The following is a 24,591-nucleotide window of genomic DNA, read 5'->3' as shown; positions in this document are numbered from 1 at the left end:
GCGCTCAGCCCGTCATGTACCCGACGACGTCGACGATGACCCGCGTCCCCGCCCACGGCACCTGGTCGGTGTAGACCACCACCCGGTTCCCGGAGCCGATCCCGGTGACGACCATGTTGGCCACGTCCTCGCCGGGGATGTAGTTGAGGGTCGAGGTGGGCGGCGGCGTCGCGCCCGCGGTGGTGTACGGGAAGACCCGCATGTTGCCCCAGGACCCCGGTGCGACGGCGACGACGTTGAGCACCGCTGCCGTGGCGCCCGCGGGCATGGTGCCCGACGGCAGGGTGACCTCGAGCCGCTTGCCGCCCGTGAGGAACGTGCTGCGGTGGTCGACGAGCCGCTCGGGCTGCACGGGCACGAAGCTCGAGCCGTCGACCGTCCACCCGACGACGTCGAGGTACACGCTCGGCCGGTTCCACGGCACGGTGTCCGACCAGTAGGTCAGCTTGCCGTCGTCGGACAGCTGCACTACGGCCGCGTTCGACTTGTCGCCCGCCAGCGGGTAGTTGAGCGTCGACGTGCTCGGCAGCGCGGTGCCGGCCTCGTAGAGGCGCAGGTTGCCGGCCGAGGTGGAGCCGGCGGCGCCGACGTTGAGGAGCACGGCGGTCGCCCCGGCGGGCACGCCCGCCCGGCCGGTGACCTGGATGGTCACGGCCTCGTGCGGGGCGACGGCGGTCCGCGCCTCGACGCGCTGCGGCATCTGCATGGCGATCTCCGCGCCGGGCATGGTGAACCCGGTGACGTCGATGAGCAGGCCCGCGGTCGCGCCGCGGATGAGGTAGCAGATCTTGCCGTCGGCGGGCAGGGCCACCATGGCCGCGTTGGCCACGTCGCGGCCCGGGTCGAAGTTCACGGTCGCGGCCCAGGGGGCGGGCGTCTGCCCGGTCCCCGCGGTGTCGGGGTAGACGACGACGTGCCCGGGCCCGCGCGGCGCGACGGTCGTGACGTTGACCGCGACGCCGGACGCCCCCACAGGGACGCCCCAGGCGCCCGCGACCTGGACGCACGTCACCTGGTTCGGGGCCGCACCGCCGATGGCGTTGTAGAGGCGCGCCGGGGTCACGGGGACGTAGGCGCGGTCGTCGAAGGTCAGGACCGCCTCGTTCGACGTCGTCGAGCCGCCGGGGGACGTGATGACGACCCGCAGGCGCGCGCCGTGGTCCGCCCGGCGCAGGTTCGACAGGGTGAGCGAGGGGCCTGTGCCGCCGGTCACCGACGCCCACGCCGAGCCGTTCCAGCGCTGCCAGGCCCACGTGGCGTTCTTCACGCCGATCGCCTGGACGCTGAGCGTCACGGAGCCGCCGTCGGGGAAGGAGGTGCTGGCCGGCTGCGTCGTGATCTGGGGCGTGCTGATCACGGTGAGGCCGGCCGCGGCCGACGCGGTCCAGCCGTACGTGTTCGACGCGACCGCGCGGTAGAGCGCGCCGTTGTCGCCCGCGGCGACGACGAACGAGTACGTCGTCGCCGTCGCGCCCGGCACGGTCGTCCAGGTCTTGCCGCCGTCGGGGCTGCGCTGCCACAGGTACGCGGGCGCGGGTGACCCCGTCGCGGCGACGGTGAACGTCGCCTGGTCGCCCACCTCGAGCGTGCCGCCCGTGGGCGAGGTCGTGAAGATCGGGGCGCCCGGGTTGAAGAGCTTGACCTGGTAGCTGTAGCTCGACGCCGCCGCGCCCGCGATGTTGCTCACGGTGACGGTGTAGACCGCCTCCGCCGCCGCGGCGGGAGCGGTCACGCCGGAGACGCGGAACGCGAGCGTGGCGTTGCCGAAGCCGTCCTGGGTGTCGGCGGTGGTGACGGGGAGGGCGGTCCCCGACGGTCCCACCACCGAGACCGTGGCCTTGGAGAAGTCCGACGACGCCGAGGACGAGGTGAGCGACCACAGGCCGCCCGGCTCGAGCGGCGCCGGGAAGTAGCCCGCCGTCGGCCAGGGCACCCAGGCGGGCTTGGTCGCGGACGTGTTGCTGCCGACCTTGATCACGCGGATCGCGTTCGCGGTGTTGGTGCCGTAGCCCGACCCGGTCGACGGGTTGTGCGCGACGCCGATGGCCGACGTCGTGATGGGCGGGTGCAGCATCCAGCGGCGGTGGCCGAGGTTGGTGCCCTGGTCGTTCTTCTCGGTGAGGTAGCCGTTGACGAGCTCGGCCGCCGTGGGCGTCCGGCCGCCCCAGGCGATGCCGATGTTCGACCAGCTCGCGGCGTCCCGCGCGAGCGAGCTCCAGCACGCCCAGGAGCTCGGCGGGTCGTGGCTGATCGTGTCGTTGCGGCTGAACACCAGCGCCGCCGCCTGGGCGCCGTCGGCCATGCCCGGGTCGGTCACGACCGGGTCGAGCCCGGCGAGGCCGCGCGCGAAGTTCCAGGCCTCGAACGTCCGCGCGACCGTCGCGGCCGAGGGTGCGCCGAGCGTGCACGACGACGGCTGGGCGGTCGCGGAGACGGCCGTCGTCGCCGCGGGCAGCCAGCGCGTCTGGTACGCCGCGTCGACGGCGCTGCGGCTCGTGGTGTCGATCGCGATCGACGACGCCGCGGCGGCGGGTGCGGCGCCGACGGGCTGCACGACGGCGGCGGCGGCGACCAGGACCGAGGCGGCGAGGGAGGCGAGGGCTCTGACGTTCACGGGGGTTCTATCGGCACGTCCGGCCACCGGGTGAAGTTGTTCTGCGTCACCTGTTCGGCGCACCGCCCCGGCTCGACGAGCGGGCCCGCGGGGCCCGACGTAAGGTCACGGAATGGTCACGACCACCCCGCCCCGGGTGCGCGTACCGGGCACCACGTCGCCGCGACCAGCCGCAGCCCCTCGTCTGCGCACGCTCGACGGCCTGCGGTTCCTGGCCGCGGCCGGGGTCCTCCTGTACCACTTCACCGCGCGGTGGAGCACCGCGTGGGGCTCCGAGCCGGTCGAGCGCTTCCCGGTGGTCGGGCAGGTCACGACCTACTTCGCGCTCGCCCCCGAGCTGTTCTTCGTCATCAGCGGCTTCGTCATCCTGTGGACCGCGTGGGGCCGCACGGTCCCGGGGATCGTCGCGTCGCGGCTCGCCCGCCTGCTGCCCTCGTACTGGGCGGCCCTCGCCCTCACGAGCGTGCTGCTCCTCGTCCTGTGGCCGGGCGGGAAGGACATCACCCTCGGCGAGGTCGCCGTGAACACGACGCTGCTCCAGGAGCCGCTCGGCGTGCGCCACGTCGACGGCGTCTACTGGACGCTCTGGGCGGAGCTCCGGTTCTACGCGGTGGTTGCCCTCCTCGCCGCGTTCGGCATCACGCGTGCGCGCGTGCTGGCCCTCGCGGTGCTGTGGCCGGTCGCCGGGTCGCTGGCCGACGCGGCGGGCATCCACTGGCTCGCGACGGCGCTGGTGAGCGAGTACGCGCCGCTGTTCGCCGGCGGCATGCTGCTCTACCTCGTCCACCGCGACGGGCACGCGGTGCTCCCGTGGGCCCTCGTCGGGCTCAACGTCGCGCTCGCGGTCGCGCACGTCGTGCCCGCCCAGATGCGCTCGCTCACGCGCAACACGGCGTACGAGCCGTCGGCGGTCCTCATCGGCGGGCTCGTGGTCGGCTGCTTCGCGTCGGTCGCCGTCCTCACGCTGACGCGCCTGCAGCGCCTCGACTGGCCGTTCCTCACGAGCGTGGGCGCGCTCACCTACCCGCTCTACCTGGTGCACGAGCACTGGGGCTGGTGGGTCATCTCGCTCGTGCACGACGTCGTGCCGACGCCCGTCGCGCTCGGGCTCGCGATCGCCGCCTCGGTCGGCCTCGCGCTGCTCATCCACCACGGCGTCGAGAAGCGGGCGGGGCCGGCGATGCGCCGGTGGCTCGAGGACGTCCTGACGCCCCGCGCGCGGCAGGGCGAGCGGGCCGTCAGCCGACCGGCGGCACCCCGCCGACCCGCCCCGCTGGCAGCGAGCCGTCCCTGATCGCGGCCCAGAACCCGGGCGCCTGCTCCTCGTCGAGCCGCACCGCCGAGCCGACGCCGCCCGGGCGGTAGTCGAGGCTCGTCAGCGGCGGCGTGCCCGTGATCCCCTCGGGGCCAGTCGCGGCGCGGAAGGCGAGCGCCAGACGGCCGAGGTCGAGGACGTTCGTGCCGTCGCTCACGGCCATGGCGTCCGTGCCGGCGCGCACCAGCGAGACCTGCCGGCCGGGGTTCACCAGGAGCGACGGCTGGGCGACCGAGCCCGCGACCGCGCTGATGAGCTGCTGCTGACGCCCGGCGCGCCCGATGTCGCCCTCGGGGTCGGCGTGGCGCATACGGGCGAACGCCAGCGCCGTGAACCCGTCGGCCACCTGGCAGCCCGGCGCCGGCCAGACGAGGCCGGAGTCCGCGTCGTCCACGACGTAGTCGAGGCACAGCTCGACGCCGCCCAGCGCGTCGACCACCCCCTGGACCCCGCCGAAGCCGATCTCGACGTAGTGGTCGACGGTGAGCCCGCTGAGCTGCTCGACCGTCTGCACGAGCAGGGCGGGCCCGCCCCACGCGAACGCGGCGTTGAGCTTGTTGGACCCGTTGCCGGGGATGGCGACGTACGAGTCCCGCGGCAGGCTGATGAGCGCCGCGGGTCCCGACGACGGCTGGTGCAGCAGCATGATCGTGTCGGTGCGCGCGCCCTGGGTCTCGGCGTCCTCGATCACGCCCTCGGCGCGCGAGTCGGAGCCCGCGATGAGGTACGTCGTGCCCGGCGTCCCGGCCGCGCCGGACAGCGCGTCGACGTGCTCGAGCCGCCCGTCGGCCCACAGCGCCAGGCCGATCGGCCACGCGAGCGCGAGGACGAGGAGCGCGACGAGCACGAGGCTCGCGCGGCGGGCGACCCGGCGCGCCCCCGCGCGTCCGGGGCCCGGACGCTCCGGGCCCGTCGACGGACCCGGGGGACCGCCCGGGCCCGACGGACCTGCGCCCACCGGCCGGGGCACCCGCACGCCGGCAGGACGCCGGTCGGAGCCCACGGGCGTGGCACCGGCCGAGCCCGCACCCGCCGTGCCCGCCGCTCGGACCGGGCCCTGGCCGGGACGCACCGTGGCCGGGCGTCCGCCCGCGGCGGGAGGGGTGCTCGACGCGCCCGCGGCCTGGCGGGCGGGCGGGCGGGCCGGCGGAGGCGTCCGGCCGCCGCCCGCGGCGGCCGGAGGCGCCCCGGCCTCGTGCACGGGGCGGCGGTCCACCGAGGGCCGCGGCGTGGTCGGGCGGCCCACCGGGCGCGCGGTGCCGTCGGCCGGACGCCGCCCGGCCTGCCCCGGCGCGAAGCTCGGCGGCGGCTCGGGGGCGGGCGGTCGCCCCGCGGCGGAGCGCTGGGCGCCGGGCCGCCCCGGGGTCGCCCGGCCCTGGGGGTCGCGGGGCGTGCCCGGTCGGGCGGGGGGAGGCGGCGGCGCGCTCGCGCGGGTGGGGGCGGGCTGCGCCGCTCCACCGGCGCGTGCCCGGGACGCCGACGGACGCGGCGCGCCGGGCGCCTCGCCCCGCCGGGCCTGCTGGCGGCGCTGGTCGTCGTCTGCCACGTCAGCCGCAGACGGACTGGAGGTCGTCCGGGGTGAACGGGTCGACGCCGGGCGTCGGGGGCGGCGTCGCGGCCACCTCCCCGGGGGCCGGCTCGACAGGCGTGGTCGGGTCCGCGGGCGCGGTCGCGGCGGGGTCGGGCTCGACGGGCGGCGTGGCGACCTCGGGGGTGACGAGCGGCAGGTCCGCCGCCATGTTGGCCCAGATCTGGTCGGCCTCGTCGGCCCAGACGACCTGGTTCGGGTCCTCGGGCCACGACTGGAAGGGCACCGTCATGAAGGTGATGTTCCCACTCGGCACGTCCCGGAGGCTGAACCCGAGCCCGGCCAGTCCGCCGACGTTGCCCGTGACGGGGTCGGCCGTGAGGGACTGCGTCGCGGCGTTGAGGAAGAGGTAGAGCTTGGTGGAGTCGGTCAGCAGGTTCTTCGAGAGCACCTCGTTGGCCGTCGCGGCGAGGAGCTGCTGCTGGCGGCCGAGCCGGTTCGTGTCGGAGCCGTCACCGACGCCGGTGCCCGTCCGCGCGCGGGCGAAGGCGAGCGCCGTGTGCCCGTCGAGCGTCTGCTGCCCCGCGGTGAGCTCGAGGTCCGCCTTGGGGGAGGACATGTCGTTGGGGATGCAGATCGGGATGCCGCCCAGCGCGTCGACCATGTTGACGAAGCCGGCGAAGTCGACGACCACCCACCCGTCGATGGGGACGTTCGTCAGCGACTCGACCGTCTTGATGGTGCAGGCGGCGGCGTCCGAGACCTGGCCGGACTGCGCACCGCGCGAGAAGGCCTCGTTGAACCGGGACTCGGTGGGACCGGCGACCGTGCCGTCCGATCGCGGGCACTCGGGGATGTCGACGTGGGAGTCGCGGGGGATCGAGACGAGGTCGACCCGCTGACGGTCCGCGGAGATGTGCAGGACGATCGTCGTGTCGGACCGCATGCCGCCGTTCTCGCCGCCGAGGTCGGCGTTGGCGCCCTCGCGCGTGTCCGAGCCCATGAGCAGGATGTTGAGCGCCCGGCCCGCGTTGGGGTCGGTGGGGTCGACGGGCTCGGTGCGCACCGGGCGGTCGTCGCCGAGCAGTGCCGTGACGTCGTGCGTCTCGATGTTGTTCTCGAGCCGGACGTAGGCCGTGGCCGCCCCGGTCGCCGCGAAGGAGAGCACGGCGACCGTCGCGAGCGCCGTGACGTGGCGCACCCGGTGCGAGCGCAGGGTGCGCGCGTGCCGGGCGACGCGGGGGCGCCGGGGGGCCGAGTGGCGAGGAGTCACAGGTGCTGATCCTAGGAGCGCGGCCACGCCCCCCGGGGGGACGGCGGCGCAGAATGCGTGGAGAACCTGTGCAGGACGCCCGCCACCCGGGCCGCGACGCTCACGCGGCGGCCCGGGCGGACGGCGTCAGCGGCCGAGCTGGGCGTACTTCGCCTCCGTGGCGTCCTTCTGCGGCCGCCACCAGGCCTCGTTCGCGCGGTACCACTCGATCGTCGCCGCGAGGCCGTCCCGGAAGGAGCCGTAGCGCGGCGTCCAGCCGAGCTCGGTGCGGAGCTTGGTCGAGTCGATCGCGTAGCGCATGTCGTGACCCGGGCGGTCGCTGACCAGGTCGTACGCGTCGCGCGGCTGGCCGGTGAGCTCGAGGATCAGCTCGACGACGGCCTTGTTGTTCTCCTCGCCGTCGGCGCCGATGAGGTACGTCTCGCCGGTCCGGCCGCGCTCGAGGATCGCCCAGACCGCGGAGTTGTGGTCCTCGACGTGGATCCAGTCCCGCACGTTCTCGCCCGTGCCGTAGAGCTTGGGCCGGATGCCGTCGACGACGTTGGTGATCTGCCGCGGGATGAACTTCTCGACGTGCTGGTACGGCCCGTAGTTGTTCGAGCAGTTCGAGATCGTCGCCTGCACGCCGAACGAGCGCACCCACGCGCGGACGAGGAGGTCGCTCGCGGCCTTGGTCGACGAGTAGGGGCTCGAGGGGTTGTAGGGCGTCTCGGGCGTGAACTTCGCCGGGTCGTCGAGCTCGAGGTCGCCGTAGACCTCGTCGGTCGAGATGTGGTGGTAGCGCGTGCCGTGCCGGCGGACCGCCTCGAGCAGCGTGTACGTGCCGATGACGTTGGTCTGGACGAACGGCCAGGGCTCCGACAGGGAGTTGTCGTTGTGCGACTCGGCGGCGAAGTGCACGACGACGTCGGCGTCCGCGACGAGGCGGTCGACGAGCTCGGCGTCGGCGACGTCGCCGCGCACGAACGTGATCTGCTCGGCCACGGGCGCCAGGCTGGCCTCGTCGCCCGCGTAGGTCAGCGCGTCGAGGACCGTCACGCGCACGTCGGGGCGCTCGCGGACGGTCTGGTGGACGAAGTTGGAGCCGATGAAGCCGGCTCCGCCGGTGACGAGCAGACGCACGGGAGACCTCCGGTGACGGGGACGAGGACCGCGTCGAGCCTAGCGACCCGGCACGCCTGCCCTGGGCTCGACGGGGGCCGCGTCCGAGGCCGGCTCGCTGCGCGGCCCCGGTGCCGGGTCGGCGGCCACGGCCGGACGCGCGTCGCGCACGTACGTGCCCCGCATCCGCAGGAACGGCCGCTCGATCGCCGCGTACGTGAGCCACGAGAGCAGCACCGTGAGGGGCAGGACGACGACGAGGCCCGTCGCGAGCGCGGACGTCACCGGCCCGCCGATGCGCACCCACAGCGCGTCGTGGGTCGCGACGAGGCTCACGAGCACGAAGTGGAGGAGGTAGATCGAGTAGCTGCGCTCGCCGACGGCCGCGACGGCCCGGGAGACGCGCCCCGCGTGGCTGCCCACGACCCACGTGAGGGCGACGATGACGACCGCCCACGCGGCGCCCTCGGCGTCGACCCACACCATGCGCCACCACGTCGGCCGGGAGTAGCCGCTGAGCTGGTTGAACACCCACAGCAGGGCGAGGACGGCCAGCGACCCGCCGACGAGGAGCAGCGGCGCGCTGCGCGGGCGGGCGCGGCGCACGAAGACCCATCCGGCGAGCATGCCGAGGAGGAACTGGTCGATGCGGCCGACGATCGAGTAGTAGGTCATCCCGTTGACGTCCAGCGTCTCCGGGGCGAGCGCCCAGGCGAGCCCGCGCAGCGCGACCATCGCGAGGACGAGGCGCACGAGGGCCCCGGGACCGTGCCGGTTGAGCAGGTGCAGGAGGAACGGGAAGAGCAGGTAGAACTGCAGCTCGACCGCGACCGCCCAGAACATCGCGCCCCAGACGCCGCCCACCGCGACGGGGCCGAAGCTGCTCAGCGGCAGCAGCGCGCGCAGGAAGAGCATGAGGTCGAACTGCTGGCTCGCGGCGGTGAGGCCGACGAAGAGCAGCACGAGGTACAGCGGGTAGATGCGCAGGACGCGGTTGCGCAGGAACGGCCCGTAGGCGATGTCCTTGCCGAGTGTCCCGATCGTGAAGATGAACCCGCTGAGCACCATGAACAGGGCCACGCCCGTGTGGCCCTCGAAGAGCAGCGTGGCCGCGGGGTTGGACGAGTGCAGCCACCGGTCCGGCGCCCAGCCGAGCGCGGGGTCGATCGCCTGCGAGACCAGCTGGGTGGAGTGGTACAGGAGCACCAGCACCGCCGCGAAGGCCCTGAGGTGGTCCACCGGGTACAGGTAGGGCCTGTTGGAACCGCGCACGTGCCGTCCGTCCTGGCGCAGGGAGATGACGGGGCCACACCCTACGCGAGGCCTGCGCGAGCCCCGCTCGAGTCCTACGCGGGCCCGGTGCCGCCTCCGTCCGCGCGGTAGGACCCGGTCGGCGCGCCCACGGGCACGAGGAGCCGCTCGACGGCGGCCCGCGTCGTCCTGGCGCGGCGGCCGATCTCGCGCCGGCGCCGGACCATCCGCGGTGCGAGCCGGACGGCGGACGCGAGCGCGCGCCACCGCAGCACGACGTGGTCCCGCGGCTGGCTCCGGCGGACGGTGACGGACGCCGCGGTGAGGACCGCCCGTGCCCACGCCCGGGCGGCGAGCGGCGGCGTCGCGCACTTGAGCAGCATGAGCAGACGGTTGCGCTGGTCGTGGAAGCGGTGCACCGCGCTGCCCTCGCCGCTCGAGGCCGCGTGGCGGTGGTGGGCCACGGCCTCGGGGCAGTGCTCGACGCGGTAGCCGGCCAGGCGCAGGCGCCAGGACAGGTCGGAGTCCTCGTAGTACAGGAAGAAGTCCTCGTCGAAGAGCCCGACGTCGGCGAGCGCGCTCGCGCGGAGCGCCACCGCCGCGCCGCAGAAGCCGAACACCTCGCGCGGCGGGTCGTGGCGGGCGGCGTCGGCCAGCCAGCCGCGGTCGACGCCGTACCCGTCCACCCGGATCTCGTTGCCGGTCGAGTTGACGAGCGTCGTCCCGCCGGCGGGGTCCGCGACCCAGGAGCCGTCGGGCCCGTCGACGCGCCGGTCCGCAGGGTCGTCCGGGCGCGCGGGACGGAAGCGACCCTGCAGGAGCAGGGTCGCGCTGAGCGCCGCGACCTGCGGGTCCGCGGCCTCGAGACGGCGCACGAGCGTCGCGACCAGGTCCGGGTCCGCCACCGCGTCGTTGTTGAGCAGGACGACGTACGGGCTCGCGAGCGCACGCAGCGCGAGGTTGTTGCCGCCGGCGAAGCCCGTGTTCACGGGCGAGCGCACGAGCGCGACCTCGGGGTGGTCGCGGGCCACGAGGTCCGCCGTCCCGTCGGTCGAGGCGTTGTCGACGACGACGACGCGCATCCGCAGCCCGTCGAGGCGCTGCGCCGCGAGGGACGCGAGGCACTCGCCGACGAGGTCCGCGGCCTCGTACGTCACGGTGACGACCGTGACGTCGGGACGCCCGGTGTCCTCACCGGGCGCGGGCCGGGCGGGGTCGGCCGGGACGTGGCTCACGTCGCGTACACCGCGACGGTCGCGTCCGCGCAGGCCGCCCAGGTGAAGCGCGCCGCCCAGGCACGGCGCCCGGCGCGGTCGGCCTCGCCGTCGGGCCCGTCGACCACGGCCTCGAGGGCGCCCGCGAGCGCGTCGGTGTCGGTCGGCTCGGCGAGCACCGCGTGGTCCCCGGCCACCTCCCGGACGGCCGGGATGTCGGCCCCCACCACGGGCCGGCCCGCGGCGAGGGCCTCGAGGACCGGCAGGCCGAAGCCCTCGTCGAGCGAGGGCAGCGCGAGGGCCCGCGCGCCCGCGACGAGGGCGCGCAGCTCGCCGTCGGCGAGGAAGCCGGTGAGGTGCACGCCGGGCCGCGCCCCGAGCGCCGCGGCCCGCCCCGCGGGGCCGGCGAGCACGAGCGCCGGGGCGTCCGGCCGCGCGGCGCGCAGTCGCGCGTGGGCGTCGACGAGCCGCGCGAGGTTCTTGCGCGGGTCGAGCGAGCCCACGAAGACGACGTAGTCGCCCGGGAGCCCGTGCGCGTCGAGCCACGCGGGCGTCGCGGGGACGGCCCGCGCCCACGCCGGCGCGACACCGAGCGGGGTGGCCGTGACGCGGTCGGCCGCGAGCCCGTAGTGGTCGCGCACCGCGGCCGCGACGGCCTCGCTGGGCGTCACGACGTGCGCGCCGCGACCCAGCGCGCGCGGGACCAGGGCGCGGTACGCGAGGCTCGCGTCCGAGACGGTGTCGGCGTGGAGCTCGTACGTGAGGTCGTGGACCGTCACGACCTCACGCGCGCGGCGCGTGGGCGGGGACGTGAAGTTGGTCCCGTGGAACACGTCGGTGCGCCCGACGAGCGCCTCGACCGGCGGGAGGTCCCAGCGGCGCCAGGCCTCGCGCACGAGGCGGGCGGGCACGCGCCGTCCGACCTGGGCGACGCCCGGGGGCAGGTCGGCGATCGCGCCGCCGCGCGCCGTCCACGTCGAGACCTGCACGTGCGCGTCGAGACCGCGTCGCCCGAGGGCGCCCGGCAGCTCGGCGACGAGGTGCTCGACGTAGCGCCCGATGCCGGTCCGCACCCCGAGCAGGGGCGTGGCGTCGAGCGTGATGAGCACGCGCCGATGCTCTCACGGGGTCACACGGCGAGGCGCCCACCGGCCGCTATGCTCCCTGACACGCCATCCCCCAGCGGCCCGAGGACGGTCCGACGATGCCCACGTACGACACCACCGTCGACTCCTCGTTGGCGAACAACTCCCACGCGCTCATGCTCGAGCTCGTCGGGCCCGGCGGGCGCGTGCTCGACGTCGGCTGCGCGACGGGGTACCTGGGCGCGGCGCTCAAGGAGCGGGGGAGCGAGGTCGCGGGCGTCGAGCTCGACCCCGAGGCCGCGGCGCGCGCCGCGGAGGTCCTCGACGAGGTCGTGGTGGCCGACCTCGAGACGGTCGACCTGGTGGAGCGGTTCGGGCCGGAGTCGTTCGACGTCGTGGTGTTCGGGGACGTCCTCGAGCACCTGCGCGAGCCCCTGCGCCTCCTCAGCAACGCCACGGGGCTGCTCCGGCCCGGCGGCTCGGTGGTCATCTCGATCCCCAACGTCGGCCACGCCGACGTGCGCCTCTCGCTCCTCCAGGGCCGGTGGCGCTACTCCGACCGCGGGCTGCTCGACCGGACGCACGTGCAGTTCTTCACGCGCTCGACGCTCCTGGCGATGCTCACCCAGGCGGGCCTCGTGGCGATCGACCTGCGCCGCACCACGGCGCCGCCGCTCGCCACCGAGCTGGGCGTCGACGGCTCGGCCCTGCCCGACGGCGTGCTCGACTGGGTCTCGGGCCAGCCGGACGCGACGACCTACCAGTTCGTGCTCCGGGCCGTGCGCAACGACGCGACGGGCGCGGTCGCCGCGGTCACGGCCGAGCGCGACGCGCTGCGGACCGCCCTCGCCGAGACCGAGGAGGAGGCCGCCGTCCTGCGGGCGCACGTCGCCGACCTCGCGGGCGAGGTCGCGGCCGCCCGGGGCGAGCTGCGCGACCTCCGCTCGACGCTCTCGATGCGTGCGCTCGAGCGGCCGCGCCGCGCCTACGGGGTCCTGCGGCGCGCCGTCGGGCGCTGAGCGGTCCGTCCCCGCGTCCGGTGAGGCGGTCCGCGGCGGCTCCCGGCTGCCCGGACGGGCCGTCGACCCGGTGCCGGTCACATAGGATCGGCGCCATGCTCCCGACCGTTCCCGACGTCGCCGCGCGCCCGGCGCGCCCCGTGCCACCCCGCAGCGACGGTCGGCGGGTCGGGGAGCGATGAGCGTCGCCGTCGGCAACCGCCGCACCCGCGAGCTCCTCCTCAACCTCACGGCACGCGAGGTCAAGGGACGCTACAAGCGCACGGCGCTCGGCAACCTCTGGTCGCTGATCAACCCGATCGCGACCATGGCCATCTACACGGTCGTCTTCGGCGTCTTCATGCGCGTGCAGATCGAGCCGAGCCGGACGGGGCTGCACGTCTTCGCGCTCTGGCTCATGTGCGCGCTCATCCCGTGGGGCTTCTTCGCGGCCGCGATCTCCGGCGGCCTCACCTCGGTCGTCGCCAACGCGAACCTCGTCAAGAAGGTCTTCTTCCCGCGCGAGGTGCTGGTCGCCTCGACGGTCTTCGCGCTCGACGTCACCACGGCGATCGAGCTCGGCGTCCTCGCGACCGCGCTGCTCCTGTTCGGCAACATGGTGCTGCCGTGGCTGCCGATGGCGCTCGTGCTCCTCCTGCTGCTCACGGGGTTCGCGCTCGGCATCGCGCTCATGCTCGCCGTCGCCAACGTCTACTTCCGCGACACCGAGCACTTCGCCGCGATCCTGCTGCAGATCTGGCTCTACGCGACGCCGATCATCTACCCCATGGAGTACGTCGTGCGCGCGCAGGAGTCGCTCAACGGGTGGCTCGCGCAGTGGGACCTCTCGTTCCCGCTCGTCGGCCTCTGGGAGCTCAACCCGATGTACCACTTCACCAACGCCTTCCGGTCGATCTTCTACGACACCGTCTGGCCCTCGGGCGAGGACATGCTCTGGTGCGTCGGCTCCGCGGTGGTCGCCCTCGTCATCGGCGTGCGTGTGTTCCGCCGCTTCGAGCCCCGCCTGGCGGAGGAGCTGTGAGCGCCGCGATCACCGTCGAGGACGTCTCGAAGCGGTTCCGGATCTACAAGGAGCGCAACCAGTCGCTCAAGGCGTCGCTCATGCGCGGCCGCCGCGCGAAGTACGACGAGTTCTGGGCGCTGCGCGACGTCGGCTTCGAGATCCCCGAGGGGTCGACCTTCGGGCTCATCGGCGAGAACGGCTCGGGCAAGTCGACGCTGCTCAAGTGCCTCGCGCGCATCCTCGTGCCCGACCAGGGGCGGATCACGGTCGACGGCTCGATCGCCGCCCTGCTCGAGCTGGGCTCGGGCTTCCACCCGGAGCTCACGGGCCGCGAGAACGTCTACCTCAACGGCTCGATCCTGGGGCTCGGCAAGCGCGAGATCGACGCCAAGTTCGACGAGATCGTCGACTTCGCGGGGATCGGGCAGTTCATCGACCAGCCGGTCAAGAACTACTCGTCGGGCATGTACGTGCGCCTCGGCTTCTCCGTCGCGATCAACGTCGACCCGGAGATCCTCCTCGTCGACGAGGTGCTCGCCGTCGGCGACGCCGCCTTCCAGGCCAAGTGCATGGAGCGGTTCGCCGACTTCCGCGCGGCCGGCAAGACCGTCGTCATCGTCAGCCACGCGATGGGCACCATGCGCACGCTGTGCGACCAGGTGGCCTGGCTCGACCACGGCCGGCTGGTCCGTGCCGGACGCGCGAGCGAGCTCGTCGACGACTACGTCGACGAGACCCACGCCGGCCCGGCGCAGCCGACGCAGGCGCGCGAGCACGGCCGGCACGGCTCGGGCGAGGCCGTCGTCGAGAAGGTCGAGCTCGTGGACGCGTCGGGCACGCCCGTGACGACCGTCCGCACCGGCGACGCGGTCGCGCTGCGCGTGCACTGGCGCGCGCACGAGCGCGTCGCGCGGCCGGTCTTCGGCCTCGCGCTCGAGACGCTCGACGGCACCTACGTCTGGGCGTACCACTCGCGCGACGGGGGTCTCGACGTCGACGCCATCGAGGGCGCTGGGACGGTCGACTGCGCGATCCCGTCCCTGCCGCTCCAGGCCGGCACGTTCGACGTCGTCGCCTCGGTCAACGACTGGACCACGCAGCACACGTACGACCACCGTCGGCAGGTCGCCCGCTTCGACGTCGAGGCGGGCACGCCTCGCGAGTCGGGGGGCATCGTCGCGATGAACGCGGCCTGGGCACCGATCACAGGGGAGCAGCGATGAAGGAGCAGGACGCCACGCACGAGGTGCGCCGCGGCGTGGTCTCGGTGGTCCTCGTCAACTACCGGGGCGCGCAGGACACGATCACCGCGCTCGAGGCGTTCGGCGACGTGGACTGGCCCGCGGACCGGCTCGAGCTGATCGTCGTCGACAACGACTCCGGGGACGGCGGCGCCGACCTCATCCGGGCGGCCGTGCCGCACGCGACCGTCGTCGACGCGGGCTCCAACACGGGCTTCGCGGGCGGCTGCAACCTCGGCGTCGAGCACGCGACGGGCGAGTACGTGGCGTTCCTCAACAACGACGCGCGGCCGGGCGAGGGCTGGGTCCGGGCGGCGGTCGAGGTGCTCGACGCGGACCGCTCGGTGGGTGCGGTGGCGAGCAAGGTCCTCGACTGGGAGGGCGCGCGGATCGACTACGTCGACGGCTCCCTCACCTGGTACGGCATGGGCTACAAGCGCGAGGTCGAGCGGCCCGACACGGGCGAGTGGGACACGGCCAAGGACGTGCTCTTCGGCACCGGGGCCGCGATGTTCGTGCGCGCGGAGCTCTACCGCGAGGTCGGCGGGTTCGACGAGCGCTTCTTCATGTTCTACGAGGACGTCGACCTCGGCTGGCGCCTCAACCTCCTCGGCCACCGCTTCCGGTACGTGCCCGGGTCCGTCGCGTACCACAAGCACCACGTGACGATGAAGAAGTTCGGCAACTTCCGCGAGAGCTACCTGCTCGAGCGCAACGCGCTCATGTCCATGTACAAGAACCTCGACGACGAGAGCCTCGCCGCCGCGCTGCCCGCGGCGATGGCGCTCGCGGTGCGCCGCTCGCTCGCGCGGTCCGACGTCGACGCGACGACGCTCGACCTGCAGCGCTCGCCCGGCGGGGACGACGTCGGCGACCTCTCGCTGCCGAAGATGGCGCTCACGGGGCCGTACGCGATCGACTACTTCCTCGACAACATCGAGTCGCTCGCGGAGTCGCGCCGGCTCCTGCAGTCGTTGCGCCGCCGGACGGACCGGCAGCTGTTCCCGCTCTTCCGCCAGCCGATCGAGCCGGCCTACGGCATCCCGTCCTACCTCGAGGCGCACGCGCGCGTGGTCGAGGCGTTCGGCATCGCCGACCGGTTCGTCGCGCGCCAGCGCGTGCTCGTCGTCACGGGGGAGCCGCTCGCCGAGCGCATGGCCGGGCCCGCGATCCGGGCGTGGGAGATCGCCAAGGCGCTCGCGCCCGAGCACGACGTCCGGCTGGTCTCGACGCGCTCCGCCGCGATCGAGCACGCCGACTTCGCCGTCGAGGCCGCCACGGGGCAGAAGCTCGTCGAGGCGACCGAGTGGGCCGACGTCATCGTCTTCCAGGGCTTCCTGCTCGAGGCCGTGCCGTGGCTCAAGGAGAGCTCGAAGATCGTCGTCGCCGACATCTACGACCCCATGCACCTCGAGCAGCTCGAGCAGGCGCGCGACCTCGGGGCGATCGGCCGCGAGATGGCCGTCCGCGAGACCACGCGCGTGCTCAACCAGCAGATCGGGCGGGCCGACCTGCTGCTGTGCGCGTCGGACAAGCAGCGGGACTTCTGGCTCGGCCAGCTCGCGGCGCAGGGCCGGATCAACCCGTTCGTCTACGACGAGGACGCCACGCTGCGGTCGCTGCTCGCCGTCGTGCCGTTCGGCGTGTCGGACGAGGCGCCCGTGCAGCGGCGGCACGCGATCCGCGGCCAGGTGCCCGGGATCGGCGCGGACGACAAGGTCATCCTCTGGGGCGGCGGGATCTACAACTGGTTCGACCCGCTGACGCTCATCCGCGCGGTCGACCGGCTGCGGCACACCCACCCGGACGTCCGGCTCTACTTCCTCGGCCTCAAGCACCCCAACCCGGGCGTCCCGGAGATGCGGGTCGCGTGGGAGACGCAGGAGCTCGCGGCCGAGCTCGGCCTCACGGGCAGCCACGTCTTCTTCAACGAGGGCTGGGTGCCGTACGACGAGCGCGCGGACTACCTGCTCGACGCGGACCTGGGCGTCTCGACGCACTTCCAGCACATCGAGACGGCGTTCAGCTTCCGCACGCGCATCCTCGACTACCTGTGGGCGTCCCTGCCCATCGTCGCGACCGGCGGGGACACGTTCGACCCCCTCATCACGGGCCACGGCCTGGGCCGCGTCGTGCCGGCGGAGGACGTCGACGCGCTGGTCGCCGCGCTCGAGGAGATGCTCTACGACGAGGGGGCGCGCGAGGTCGCGCGCGCCAACGTGCGCGAGTTCGCGGAGTCCTACCGGTGGTCGCGCGTGCTCGAGCCGCTCATCGAGTTCTGCCGCGACCCGCGCCGCGCGGCCGACGTCGCGTCGCGGTCCGTCGGTGCGCGCGCGCTCGAGGCGCCGCCGACGCCGCGCCTGCGCCCCGACCTCAAGGAGGACCTCGCGCTCGCCAGGGAGTACCTCCAGGCCGGCGGCGTCTCCGAGCTCGCCCGGCGCGCGTCCGGCCGGCTCAAGCGCATGACGGGCCTCAAGCGCTGACCCTGCGGGCCGACGGCGGGTGCCGTCGGCTCAGCGGGTGACGGAGGCGTAGACCTCGGCGGTCCGGCGCGCGGCCTCGGGCCACGAGAACGCGCGCGCCCGCTCGACCGATGCCGCCGCGAGGTCGTCGTGCGAAGGGCCGCACGCCTCGCGCAGCGCACGGGCCAGCGCGTCCGCGTCGCGTGGGTCCGCGAGGAGCGCCGCGTCGCCCGCGACCTCGGCGCACGCGGTCCCGGCGGAGGTCACGACGGGGACGCCGTGGCTCATGGCCTCGAGCACCGGGAGCCCGAACCCCTCGCGCAGGGACGGGAAGCAGAAGGCCAGCGCGCCGGCGTACGCGGCGTGGAGCGTCCGGCGGTCGACGGGGCCGAGGAGGCGGACGCGCGGGTCGGCCTGCGCGGCGCCCGCGGCGCCCGCCTGGTCTCCCCAGCCGCTCGGGCCGACGAGCACGAGGTCGACGTCGCCGCGGCGCGCCTCGGCGAAGGCCCGGAGCAGGGCGGGCACGTTCTTGCGGGGCTCGAGGGTCCCGCACCACAGGACGTAGGGGCGCTCGAGCCCGAAGCGCTCGCGCAGGGCCGTGACCTCGTCCGGGCGGACGTCGGGGACCGTCGCGCCGTGGGGGACGACGTGGACGTCCCCGGCCGGCAGGCCGACGGCGACGCAGTCGTCCGCGGTCGCCTGCGACGGCACGACGACGGCGTCGGCCTCCGCGCGCACGCGCTCGAGCGAGCGCCGGAAGAAGGCGTTCCCGCGGGGCGTGAAGTGGGACGCGTCGTGCAGGAAGGCGACGTCGTGCACCGTGACCACGAGGGGCCGGCGGGTCGGCGGGACCGCCCACGTGGCAGCGTGCACGACGTCGGCCCCGGGCACGAGGCTCTCGGCCCGCGGACGCCCCAGCCGGTTCCACGCCTCGTACAGCGCGGGCCGCGGCAGGCGCGCGTGGCGCACGGGGAACGGCGGCGCCCAGTCGCCCGCGGGCGGCCCGGCGTGCCGCGCGGCGACGCCCGTCACCTCGGCGACGCCCGTCGCGGCGAGCGCCGCCCCGAGCTCGACGACGTACGTGCCCGAGCCCCCTGGCACGGGCTGCCAGAGCTGCTCGGCGGTGAGGGCGACCCTCACGCGGTCGGGACGGTGAACGAGCGGCAGCCGAGCAGGGTGTTCGCGCCCGCGTTGCCGCTGATGCCGTAGACGCACATCGCGTGCACCCCCGCGGCCATCGGCGCCGTCCACACGTAGCCGTGCTTGTCGCCGCGGCGGTAGACCGCGCCCACGTCCGGGCGGGAGAGGTTGGCGTCGATCGCGACGCCGACGCCGTCGACGTACACGTGCGCCTGGGTCGACGCGGCGGTGTCGGGGTCGAAGGTCCAGCCCGCGATCGTCACCGAGCCGGGCGCGCCGCCCGTGGCGGGCGTCGTCGCGACGGTGTCGATCACGCCGAGGGGCGCGGCGTCCGCGAGCGTGAAGCTGCGGCAGCCGAGGAGCGTGTTGTCGCCCGGCGTCGTGTTGATCGAGTACGCGCACATGCTGTGGTTGCCCGGCGCGAGCGGCCGGGTGTGCGACCACCCGGCGGCGGGCCCGCGCCCGTAGACCGCGCCGACGTCGGGTCGGGGCTGGTCCGCGAGGAGGGAGACGCCCACGCCGTCGATGTAGACGTGCACCTCGTTCGGCTGCGTCGTGTCGGGGTCGAACGCCCAGCCCGAGACGGTGACGTCGCCGGCGGTCGTCGCGACGCGGTCGATCACGCCCGTGGGCGGGGTGTTGGTCGTCCGCACCACGAAGGACCGGCAGTCGAGCACGGTGTTGTCCGCCGGGGCGGTGTTGATGCCGTACACGCACATGCTGTGCGTGCCGGCCCCGAGGGTCGTCGTGTAGGAGAAGCCGTGCCGGTCGCCCTTGCCGTAGGCGGCGGCGATGTCCGGCCGCGACAGGTCGGCCCGCAGCGACACGCCGACGCCGTCGATGTAGAGGTGGACGTCGTTCGGCTCGGTGGTGTCGGGGTCGATCGACCAGCCGGTGATCGTCACGGAGCCCAGCGAGGTCGTGACCGAGGTGACGCCGCCGATCGGCACCTGGTCCGGCACGACGACGGTGCCGCAGCCGAGGACGGTGTTGTCCCCGTAGCCGACGCTGATGCCGTAGACGCAGTACGAGCGCGCGCCCGGGCGCACCGGGAAGGACCAGGACCAGCCGTGGGCGTCGCCCAGGCCGAACACCGCGCCGACGTCGGGCCGGGGCTGGTCCGCCTTGATGGCGACGCCGACGCCGTCGACGTAGAGGTGCACGTCGTTGGAGAGCGAGGAGTCGGGGTCGAGGCTCCAGCCGCTGAGGGTCAGGGTCGTGTTGGTCGCGACCACCGAGTCGATGACGCCGATGGGAGCGGCGTTCGTCGCCCCGAACCAGGCGTTGTAGTAGAGCCAGAAGTTGCGGTTGCCGTAGGCGGAGCACGCGTCGCCCGTGCCGTAGCCGGCCGCGAGGGCCGCGTTGTTCGGCTGGTACGGCGTGTAGTTGTACAGGCTCGCGGTGGCCTGGTTCTGGATGAGCACGGCCGACGAGCCGCACGCGACGTTCGGGTGGTACCGGACGTTGTTGACCATGCCCGCCCGGTGGGCGTACTTCGTCGGGCTCAGCGCGTAGTTCCGCAGCTGCCAGGCGGCCTGGTACACCTGGTTGAAGAAGCCGTAGTAGGTCGCGTCGCACGGCGCGGTGTCCGGGCAGCCGAAGCCCATGGCGCTGCGGTAGCGGGTCGCGTACAGGCCCGAGCCGGACGCGGTGACCAGGCTCTGCTCCTTCTGGAGCATGACGAGGATGACCTTGGGGCTGATCCCGCAGGCCGCGCCCACCTTGGCGATGATCTGTGCGGCGGACTCGTTCCCCGTGCCGACGTAGGTGCCCGTGCAGCGGCTGTCCGCGGGGCGCGTGAACGTGTCCGCGCGGAACGCCTTGAGGCACAGCGTGCCGTCGGCGCCGGGGCGGCAGCTCGGGTTCTTCGCGTCGAGGAACGCCTGGATCTCGGGCGCGGACATCGACGTGCCGGCGTAGAACGCGGCGTCGCTGATGATCATGCCGGGGTCGAACGTGGCCGCGGCGGCCGGCTCGGCGCGCTGGACGCCGACGACGGCGCCCACGCAGAGGGTCAGCACGGCGACCAGGGCGGCGACGGCGCGGCGGCCCGCGGACGCGGCGGCCCGGGGGTGCGGGAGGGCTGCGGTGCTCACGGGGCTCACGGGACCTCGATCGTGACGGGGGACGACGTGCCGGTGGCCGTCGCGGACGTGTAGGTGACGGTGGCGTCCCACGGCCCGGACGCGAGCCCGGGCACGGCGAGGGCGCCGCAGCTGGTCGTGGCGGCGTCCGGCGACGCGGGGCCCTCGACCGACAGGACGGTGGCGCCCTGGCGCACCGTGAGGGTGCAGCGGGCGCCGCTCTCGACGAGCGGGACGTACGCGCCGACGGTCGCGGCGGCGGCCGCGGGGTCCCAGCCGTAGAACGTCACGACGACCTCGGTCGGCGTGAGGCCGGGGTCGGGCGCCGGCGGCTCGGTCGGCTGGACGGTGGGCGCGGCCGTCGGCTGCGCCGAGGGCTCGACGGGGGCGACGGTCGGCGCCGCGGTGAGCGTCGGCGTCGGCGTGGGGCTCGCGGTGGCCGAGGCGGTCGCGGACGCGGTGCCCCCGGGCTCCGCCGGGGCGTCCGGACGCAGCGCCACGGCAGCCACGACGCCCACCGCGACGAGCACGAGGACCGCCACGGCGACGGCGACGCGTCGGGACTGACCCATGGGACCTCATCTGTCGGCTCGAGCGGGCGGGGCGGCGCCCTCGGCACCTATCGGCAGGCCGGAGCCCCAGGTCAAGGGGTTCGCGGCGGCCGACACCACCACGGTAGCCCCGGCGCCCGGCGCCGGGCGGGAGGCGCAGCGCGGCGAACGGGTGGTGGAGAGGTGGGGCCGGTCAGGCCAGGACCGCGTCGACCTCGCGCTCGAGGTGCGCCGCGATCTCGAGCGACGCGGTCGCGGCGGGGGAGGGCGCGTTGAGCACGTGCACCTGGCGCGGTGCCCGCTGGACGAGGAAGTCGTCGACCATGCTGCCGTCGCGCTTCATCGCCTGGGCCCGCACGCCCGCGGGCGCGGGCACGAGGTCCTGGACCCGCACCGCGGGGACGAGCTCGGCGAGGCTCGCGGCGAACGTGCGCCGCGACACGGAGCGGAGCACCTCCTTGGCGCCCGGGACGACGTTCTTCACGCCGAGGCGCCACAGCCCCGGCCAGCTGAGCGAGTCGACGACGTCGTGCACGTCGACCGTGCGCCAGCGGTACCCCTCGCGCGCGAGCGCGAGCACCGCGTTCGGTCCGGCGTGGACGCCGCCCTCGGTGGTCTTCGTCAGGTGCACCCCGAGGAAGGGGAAGCGCGGGTCCGGGACGGGGTAGATGAGGCCGTTGACCAGGTAGGACCGCTCGGGGACGAGCTCGAAGTACTCGCCGCGGAAGGGCACGATCCGGGCCTCCGGCTCGAGGCCGGACGCCTGGGCGACGCGGTCGCTCTGGAGCCCCGCGCAGTTGACGAGCGCGTCGGCGCGCACCGTCCCCCGGCTCGTCTCGACGACGACGCCGGTGCCCTCGGGCCGCGCGGAGACGAACGCCTCGGACAGGCGCAGCTCGCCGTCGGCCGCCTCCACCTCGCGCACCAGGGCGCGGCACACGCCGACGTAGTCGACGATCCCGGTGCTCGGCACGTGCAGCGCGGCGACGCACGCGACGTGCGGCTCGTGCTCGCGCGCCTCGGCGGGCGTGAGCGTCGTGGCGGCCACGCCGTTCTGCGCGGCGCGCTCGGCGAGCCGGCGCAGGCCGGGGAGCTGCTGCGCGTCGGTCGCCACGACGAGCTTGCCGGTCGGCACCGTCGTGATCCCGTGCTCCTGCGCGTACGCGCGGATCGAGCGCGCGCCCGCGGCGCTGAGGCGGGCCTTGAGGCTGCCGGGCGCGTAGTAGAGGCCCGAGTGGATGACGCCCGAGTTGCGGCCCGTCTGGTGGAGGGCGATGTCGTCCTCCTTCTCGAGCACGACGACCTGGTCGCCCCGGCGGGCGAGGCGGGCCGCCACGGCGAGCCCGACGATGCCGGACCCGACGACCACGATGCGCGACACGGAGGACCTCCTGAGGTGGGGTGCGCCCGGCGAGCGGGCTGACGGCCGCCTCATCGTAGGCGGAGGCCACCGGCCCCGGCTGGGCCCTTCGGTCGCGCGCGGTCCGATACGCTCGTGCGCCGTGCGTGGACCGTCCGCCGCACGAGGACCCGGAGGGGCGTCGGTGTCAGACCCCAGCGCTGAGCAGCCCGCTGAGCGGGCCGCCGAGCAGCCCCCGACACGGTCCGTGCGGACCGGGGGAGCGGGGAGCGGACCTGACGACCGGTTCACCGTGCGGTCCGAGCGCCTGGCCGCGTCCGGGCACGACGCGGGGGCACGCGGCCGATGGGCTCGCTGGACCGAGCCTCGCCCGGACGGCCTGCCCCAGGTGCGCGTCCTGCTGGGCTTCCCGGCGCTCGTCGCCGTCGTCATGCTCGGCCTCGTCGCGTTCGGCGTCACCGGGTCGTCGTCGGGGATCATGCACTCCTTCTTCGAGACGGGGCCCGACCCGGACCACATCGCGCTGACGCCCCAGGCGATCCGCAGCGACGAGTGGAACGTGCAGACCGTCTACACGGTCTCCCAGGTCGAGGAGGGCCTGCCCGTCGAGAACGAGGCGCTCCCGGGCGGCGTCGACATGACCCTCAACTGGGAGACGCCGTACGCGGAGTGGTCCGCCGCGTTCCGGCCCCACAACGTCGGGTTCTTCGCGCTCCCGCTCGACAACGCGTTCGCCCTCAAGTGGTGGCTGCCCGGCGCCGCGCTCGTCGCGGCGGCCTACATGTTCGTCGTGTCGCTCTGGCCTCGCCGGCCCGTCGCGGCCGCCCTGCTCGCCGTCGCGTTCTACTTCTCGCCGTTCTTCCAGTGGTGGTACCTCCCGCAGACGCTCTGGCCGCCGGCGTGGGCGCTCCTCGTCATGACCGCGGTGGTCTGGACCCAGGCCCTCCCGCGCGGGCGTGCGCGCTGGGGCTGGTCGGCGGCCGTCGGCTACGTCACGGTGACCGCGGCGCTCGGCATCTACGCGCCCTTCCTCATCCCGGTCGCGTACGTCGCGCTCGGCCTCACGGTCGGCTGGGTGCTGCGCCCCGGCACGGGCCTCCCGCTGCGCGAGCGGCTGCGCCGGCTCGTCCCCGTGGCCGTCGGGGGCGCGGCCGCCGCCGTCGTCATGGTCGTCTTCCTCGCGACGCGGCTCGACACCATCCGCGGGTTCCTCGGCACGGTCTACCCGGGCCAGCGCCTCGTCGCGGCCGGCTCGGGCCTCGCGGACACCGACTGGGAGGCCACCTTCCTCGGCCTCTTCAGCCTCGCGCTGCGCGACGGCAGCTCGTACGGGATCCGGCCGAACTCGTCCGAGGCGTCGACCTTCGTCTTCGTCGGAGCGTTCGTCGCCCTGGTCGGCGTCTGGGCGGTCGTGCGCTCGGTCCGCCGCGGCCGGACGGACTGGCCGCTCGTCGCGTCCCTCGCCGTCGGGCTGCTCCTCGTCGCCCACATGTACGTGCCCGGGTGGGACGCGGTCGCCCACCTCCTGCTGCTGGACCGCGTCCAGGCGAACCGCATGGTCATCGGCCTCGGGCTCCTCGGGATCGTGCTCATCGGCCTCGTCGGCCGGTCGCTCGACCGCGAGGGCGCCCCGGCGCCCTGGTGGCTCGCCGTCGGTGCCGCCCTCGCGTCCGTCGGGTTCCACGTCGCGTTCTTCGAGCGCATCGACGGCAACGCGGTGCTCGCCGCGAAGGTCGGGCCGTGGCCCGTGCTCACGGCGGTCTTCGCGCTCGCCGTCCTCCTCTTCGCGCGACGCCGGCCCGCGGCGGGGGCCGCGGCGTTCGCCGCGCTCTCGATCGTCCTCGCCGGCTGGGTCAACCCCTTCTACCGCGGCGTGTACGACATCCGGGAGACCGAGGTCGCGCAGGCGGTCATGGCGCTCGAGGCCGAGCAGCCGGGGACCTGGGCGGGCGTCGGTGGCAGCTACGTCGGGCCGATCCTCACGGAGACGGGCGTCGGCGGCTTCAACGGGTTCCAGAGCGCGCCCGACGTGGAGACGTGGGAGGCGATCGACCCCGAGGGCCGCTACGAGTTCGAGTGGAACCGGTTCGCGAACGTCGGCTGGGTGGTCGACCCGGCCGCGCCGCGCGTGTTCAACCCGGCGGGGGACCAGGTGCGCGTCAACCTCGACTCGTGCGACCCCTACGAGCAGGAGGCCGTGCAGCACGTCCTCAGCGACGTCGAGCTGACCCAGCCCTGCCTCGAGCTCGTCGACGAGGTCACCGCGCCCGGCGCGGTCTACCGCCTCTACTCGGTCGTCCCGCCGTCCGACGAGGCGGCGGGGCAGCCGTGAGCCGTCCGTCCGCCCCGC

17 protein-coding genes are annotated in these 24,591 nt (G+C 74.6%); 6 read left to right on the top strand and 11 right to left on the bottom strand.

The genetic code is table 11. From position 1 onward, the window contains the following. Positions 1 to 4: 4 nt before the first annotated feature. Positions 5 to 2,614 (bottom strand): CAP domain-containing protein, encoded by a 2,610-nt coding sequence (locus JIG38_RS09745; RefSeq protein ID WP_199423606.1) that lies wholly within the window; start codon positions 2,612 to 2,614, stop codon positions 5 to 7. A 112-nt stretch (positions 2,615 to 2,726) separates the two neighbouring features. Between JIG38_RS09745 and JIG38_RS09740 the strand changes: the two genes are divergently transcribed. Then, positions 2,727 to 3,908 carry an acyltransferase family protein gene (locus JIG38_RS09740; RefSeq protein WP_199423605.1) on the top strand — a complete coding sequence of 394 codons (1,182 nt, stop codon included), beginning with the start codon at positions 2,727 to 2,729 and terminating at the stop codon, positions 3,906 to 3,908. On the opposite strand, the gene JIG38_RS09735 is transcribed toward JIG38_RS09740, so the two are convergent. The 6 genes from JIG38_RS09735 to JIG38_RS09710 all read right to left on the bottom strand — a co-directional run bounded on the left by JIG38_RS09735 (position 3,853) and on the right by JIG38_RS09710 (position 11,405). Further along, positions 3,853 to 4,776, bottom strand: coding sequence for an LCP family protein (locus JIG38_RS09735; protein ID WP_307844775.1), 924 nt, complete (start codon positions 4,774 to 4,776; stop codon positions 3,853 to 3,855). The two genes, JIG38_RS09740 and JIG38_RS09735, sit on opposite strands and share 56 nt — an antisense overlap. 700 nt (positions 4,777 to 5,476) lie before the next feature. Next, on the bottom strand, positions 5,477 to 6,730 hold the full coding sequence (locus JIG38_RS09730; protein WP_307844774.1) for an LCP family protein: 1,254 nt from the start codon (positions 6,728 to 6,730) through the stop codon (positions 5,477 to 5,479). Between the two features lie 126 nt (positions 6,731 to 6,856). Next, the gene (gene rfbB, locus JIG38_RS09725) at positions 6,857 to 7,852 is read right to left on the bottom strand and encodes a dTDP-glucose 4,6-dehydratase (RefSeq protein ID WP_199423603.1); all 996 of its coding nucleotides are present in this window, start codon (positions 7,850 to 7,852) and stop codon (positions 6,857 to 6,859) included. 39 nt (positions 7,853 to 7,891) lie between these two features. Beyond that, positions 7,892 to 9,070 carry an acyltransferase family protein gene (locus tag JIG38_RS09720; RefSeq protein WP_199423602.1) on the bottom strand — a complete coding sequence of 393 codons (1,179 nt, stop codon included), beginning with the start codon at positions 9,068 to 9,070 and terminating at the stop codon, positions 7,892 to 7,894. Between the two features lie 107 nt (positions 9,071 to 9,177). Then, positions 9,178 to 10,317 carry a glycosyltransferase family 2 protein gene (locus JIG38_RS09715; protein ID WP_199423601.1) on the bottom strand — a complete coding sequence of 380 codons (1,140 nt, stop codon included), beginning with the start codon at positions 10,315 to 10,317 and terminating at the stop codon, positions 9,178 to 9,180. Beyond that, a complete protein-coding gene (locus JIG38_RS09710; RefSeq protein WP_199423600.1) occupies positions 10,314 to 11,405 on the bottom strand; it encodes a glycosyltransferase family 4 protein in 1,092 nt (363 codons plus the stop codon). The genes JIG38_RS09715 and JIG38_RS09710 overlap by 4 nt, the downstream gene beginning before the upstream one ends. A 95-nt stretch (positions 11,406 to 11,500) precedes the next feature. Here JIG38_RS09710 and JIG38_RS09705 point away from each other — a divergent pair, with 95 nt between their 5' ends. The 4 genes from JIG38_RS09705 (at position 11,501) to JIG38_RS09690 (ending at position 17,127) form a co-directional block, all read left to right on the top strand. Further along, the gene (locus tag JIG38_RS09705) at positions 11,501 to 12,400 is read left to right on the top strand and encodes a class I SAM-dependent methyltransferase (protein WP_199423599.1); all 900 of its coding nucleotides are present in this window, start codon (positions 11,501 to 11,503) and stop codon (positions 12,398 to 12,400) included. 178 nt (positions 12,401 to 12,578) lie between these two features. Continuing rightward, complete coding sequence (locus JIG38_RS09700; protein WP_199423598.1) at positions 12,579 to 13,421, top strand: ABC transporter permease; 843 nt, start codon at positions 12,579 to 12,581, stop codon at positions 13,419 to 13,421. Continuing rightward, positions 13,418 to 14,626, top strand: a complete 1,209-nt coding sequence (locus JIG38_RS09695; protein ID WP_199423597.1) for an ABC transporter ATP-binding protein — start codon at positions 13,418 to 13,420, stop codon at positions 14,624 to 14,626. The genes JIG38_RS09700 and JIG38_RS09695 overlap by 4 nt, the downstream gene beginning before the upstream one ends. After that, on the top strand, positions 14,623 to 17,127 hold the full coding sequence (locus tag JIG38_RS09690) for a glycosyltransferase (RefSeq protein WP_199423596.1): 2,505 nt from the start codon (positions 14,623 to 14,625) through the stop codon (positions 17,125 to 17,127). The genes JIG38_RS09695 and JIG38_RS09690 overlap by 4 nt, the downstream gene beginning before the upstream one ends. A 30-nt stretch (positions 17,128 to 17,157) precedes the next feature. Here the strand turns inward: JIG38_RS09690 and JIG38_RS09685 are convergent, their stop codons facing one another. From JIG38_RS09685 to lhgD, 4 genes are all read right to left on the bottom strand, one after another. Then, positions 17,158 to 18,246 (bottom strand): glycosyltransferase family 4 protein, encoded by a 1,089-nt coding sequence (locus tag JIG38_RS09685; RefSeq protein WP_199423595.1) that lies wholly within the window; start codon positions 18,244 to 18,246, stop codon positions 17,158 to 17,160. Then, entirely contained in the window at positions 18,243 to 20,342 is a 2,100-nt protein-coding gene (locus tag JIG38_RS09680) for a hypothetical protein (protein WP_199423594.1), read from the bottom strand. The genes JIG38_RS09685 and JIG38_RS09680 overlap by 4 nt, the downstream gene beginning before the upstream one ends. 5 nt (positions 20,343 to 20,347) lie before the next feature. Beyond that, entirely contained in the window at positions 20,348 to 20,902 is a 555-nt protein-coding gene (locus JIG38_RS09675; protein ID WP_199423593.1) for a hypothetical protein, read from the bottom strand. 172 nt (positions 20,903 to 21,074) lie between these two features. Continuing rightward, positions 21,075 to 22,262 (bottom strand): L-2-hydroxyglutarate dehydrogenase, encoded by a 1,188-nt coding sequence (lhgD, locus tag JIG38_RS09670; protein WP_307844771.1) that lies wholly within the window; start codon positions 22,260 to 22,262, stop codon positions 21,075 to 21,077. 271 nt (positions 22,263 to 22,533) lie between these two features. Here lhgD and JIG38_RS09665 point away from each other — a divergent pair, with 271 nt between their 5' ends. Next, positions 22,534 to 24,573 carry a DUF7657 domain-containing protein gene (locus JIG38_RS09665; RefSeq protein WP_199423591.1) on the top strand — a complete coding sequence of 680 codons (2,040 nt, stop codon included), beginning with the start codon at positions 22,534 to 22,536 and terminating at the stop codon, positions 24,571 to 24,573. Positions 24,574 to 24,591: the final 18 nt, after the last annotated feature.

This window comes from Actinotalea solisilvae, assembly GCF_016464425.1.
Classification (GTDB): Bacteria; Actinomycetota; Actinomycetes; order Actinomycetales; family Cellulomonadaceae; genus Actinotalea; species Actinotalea solisilvae.
The sequence above is the reverse complement of the archived record's forward strand: the minus strand, read 5'-3'. Positions and strand labels throughout refer to the sequence as shown.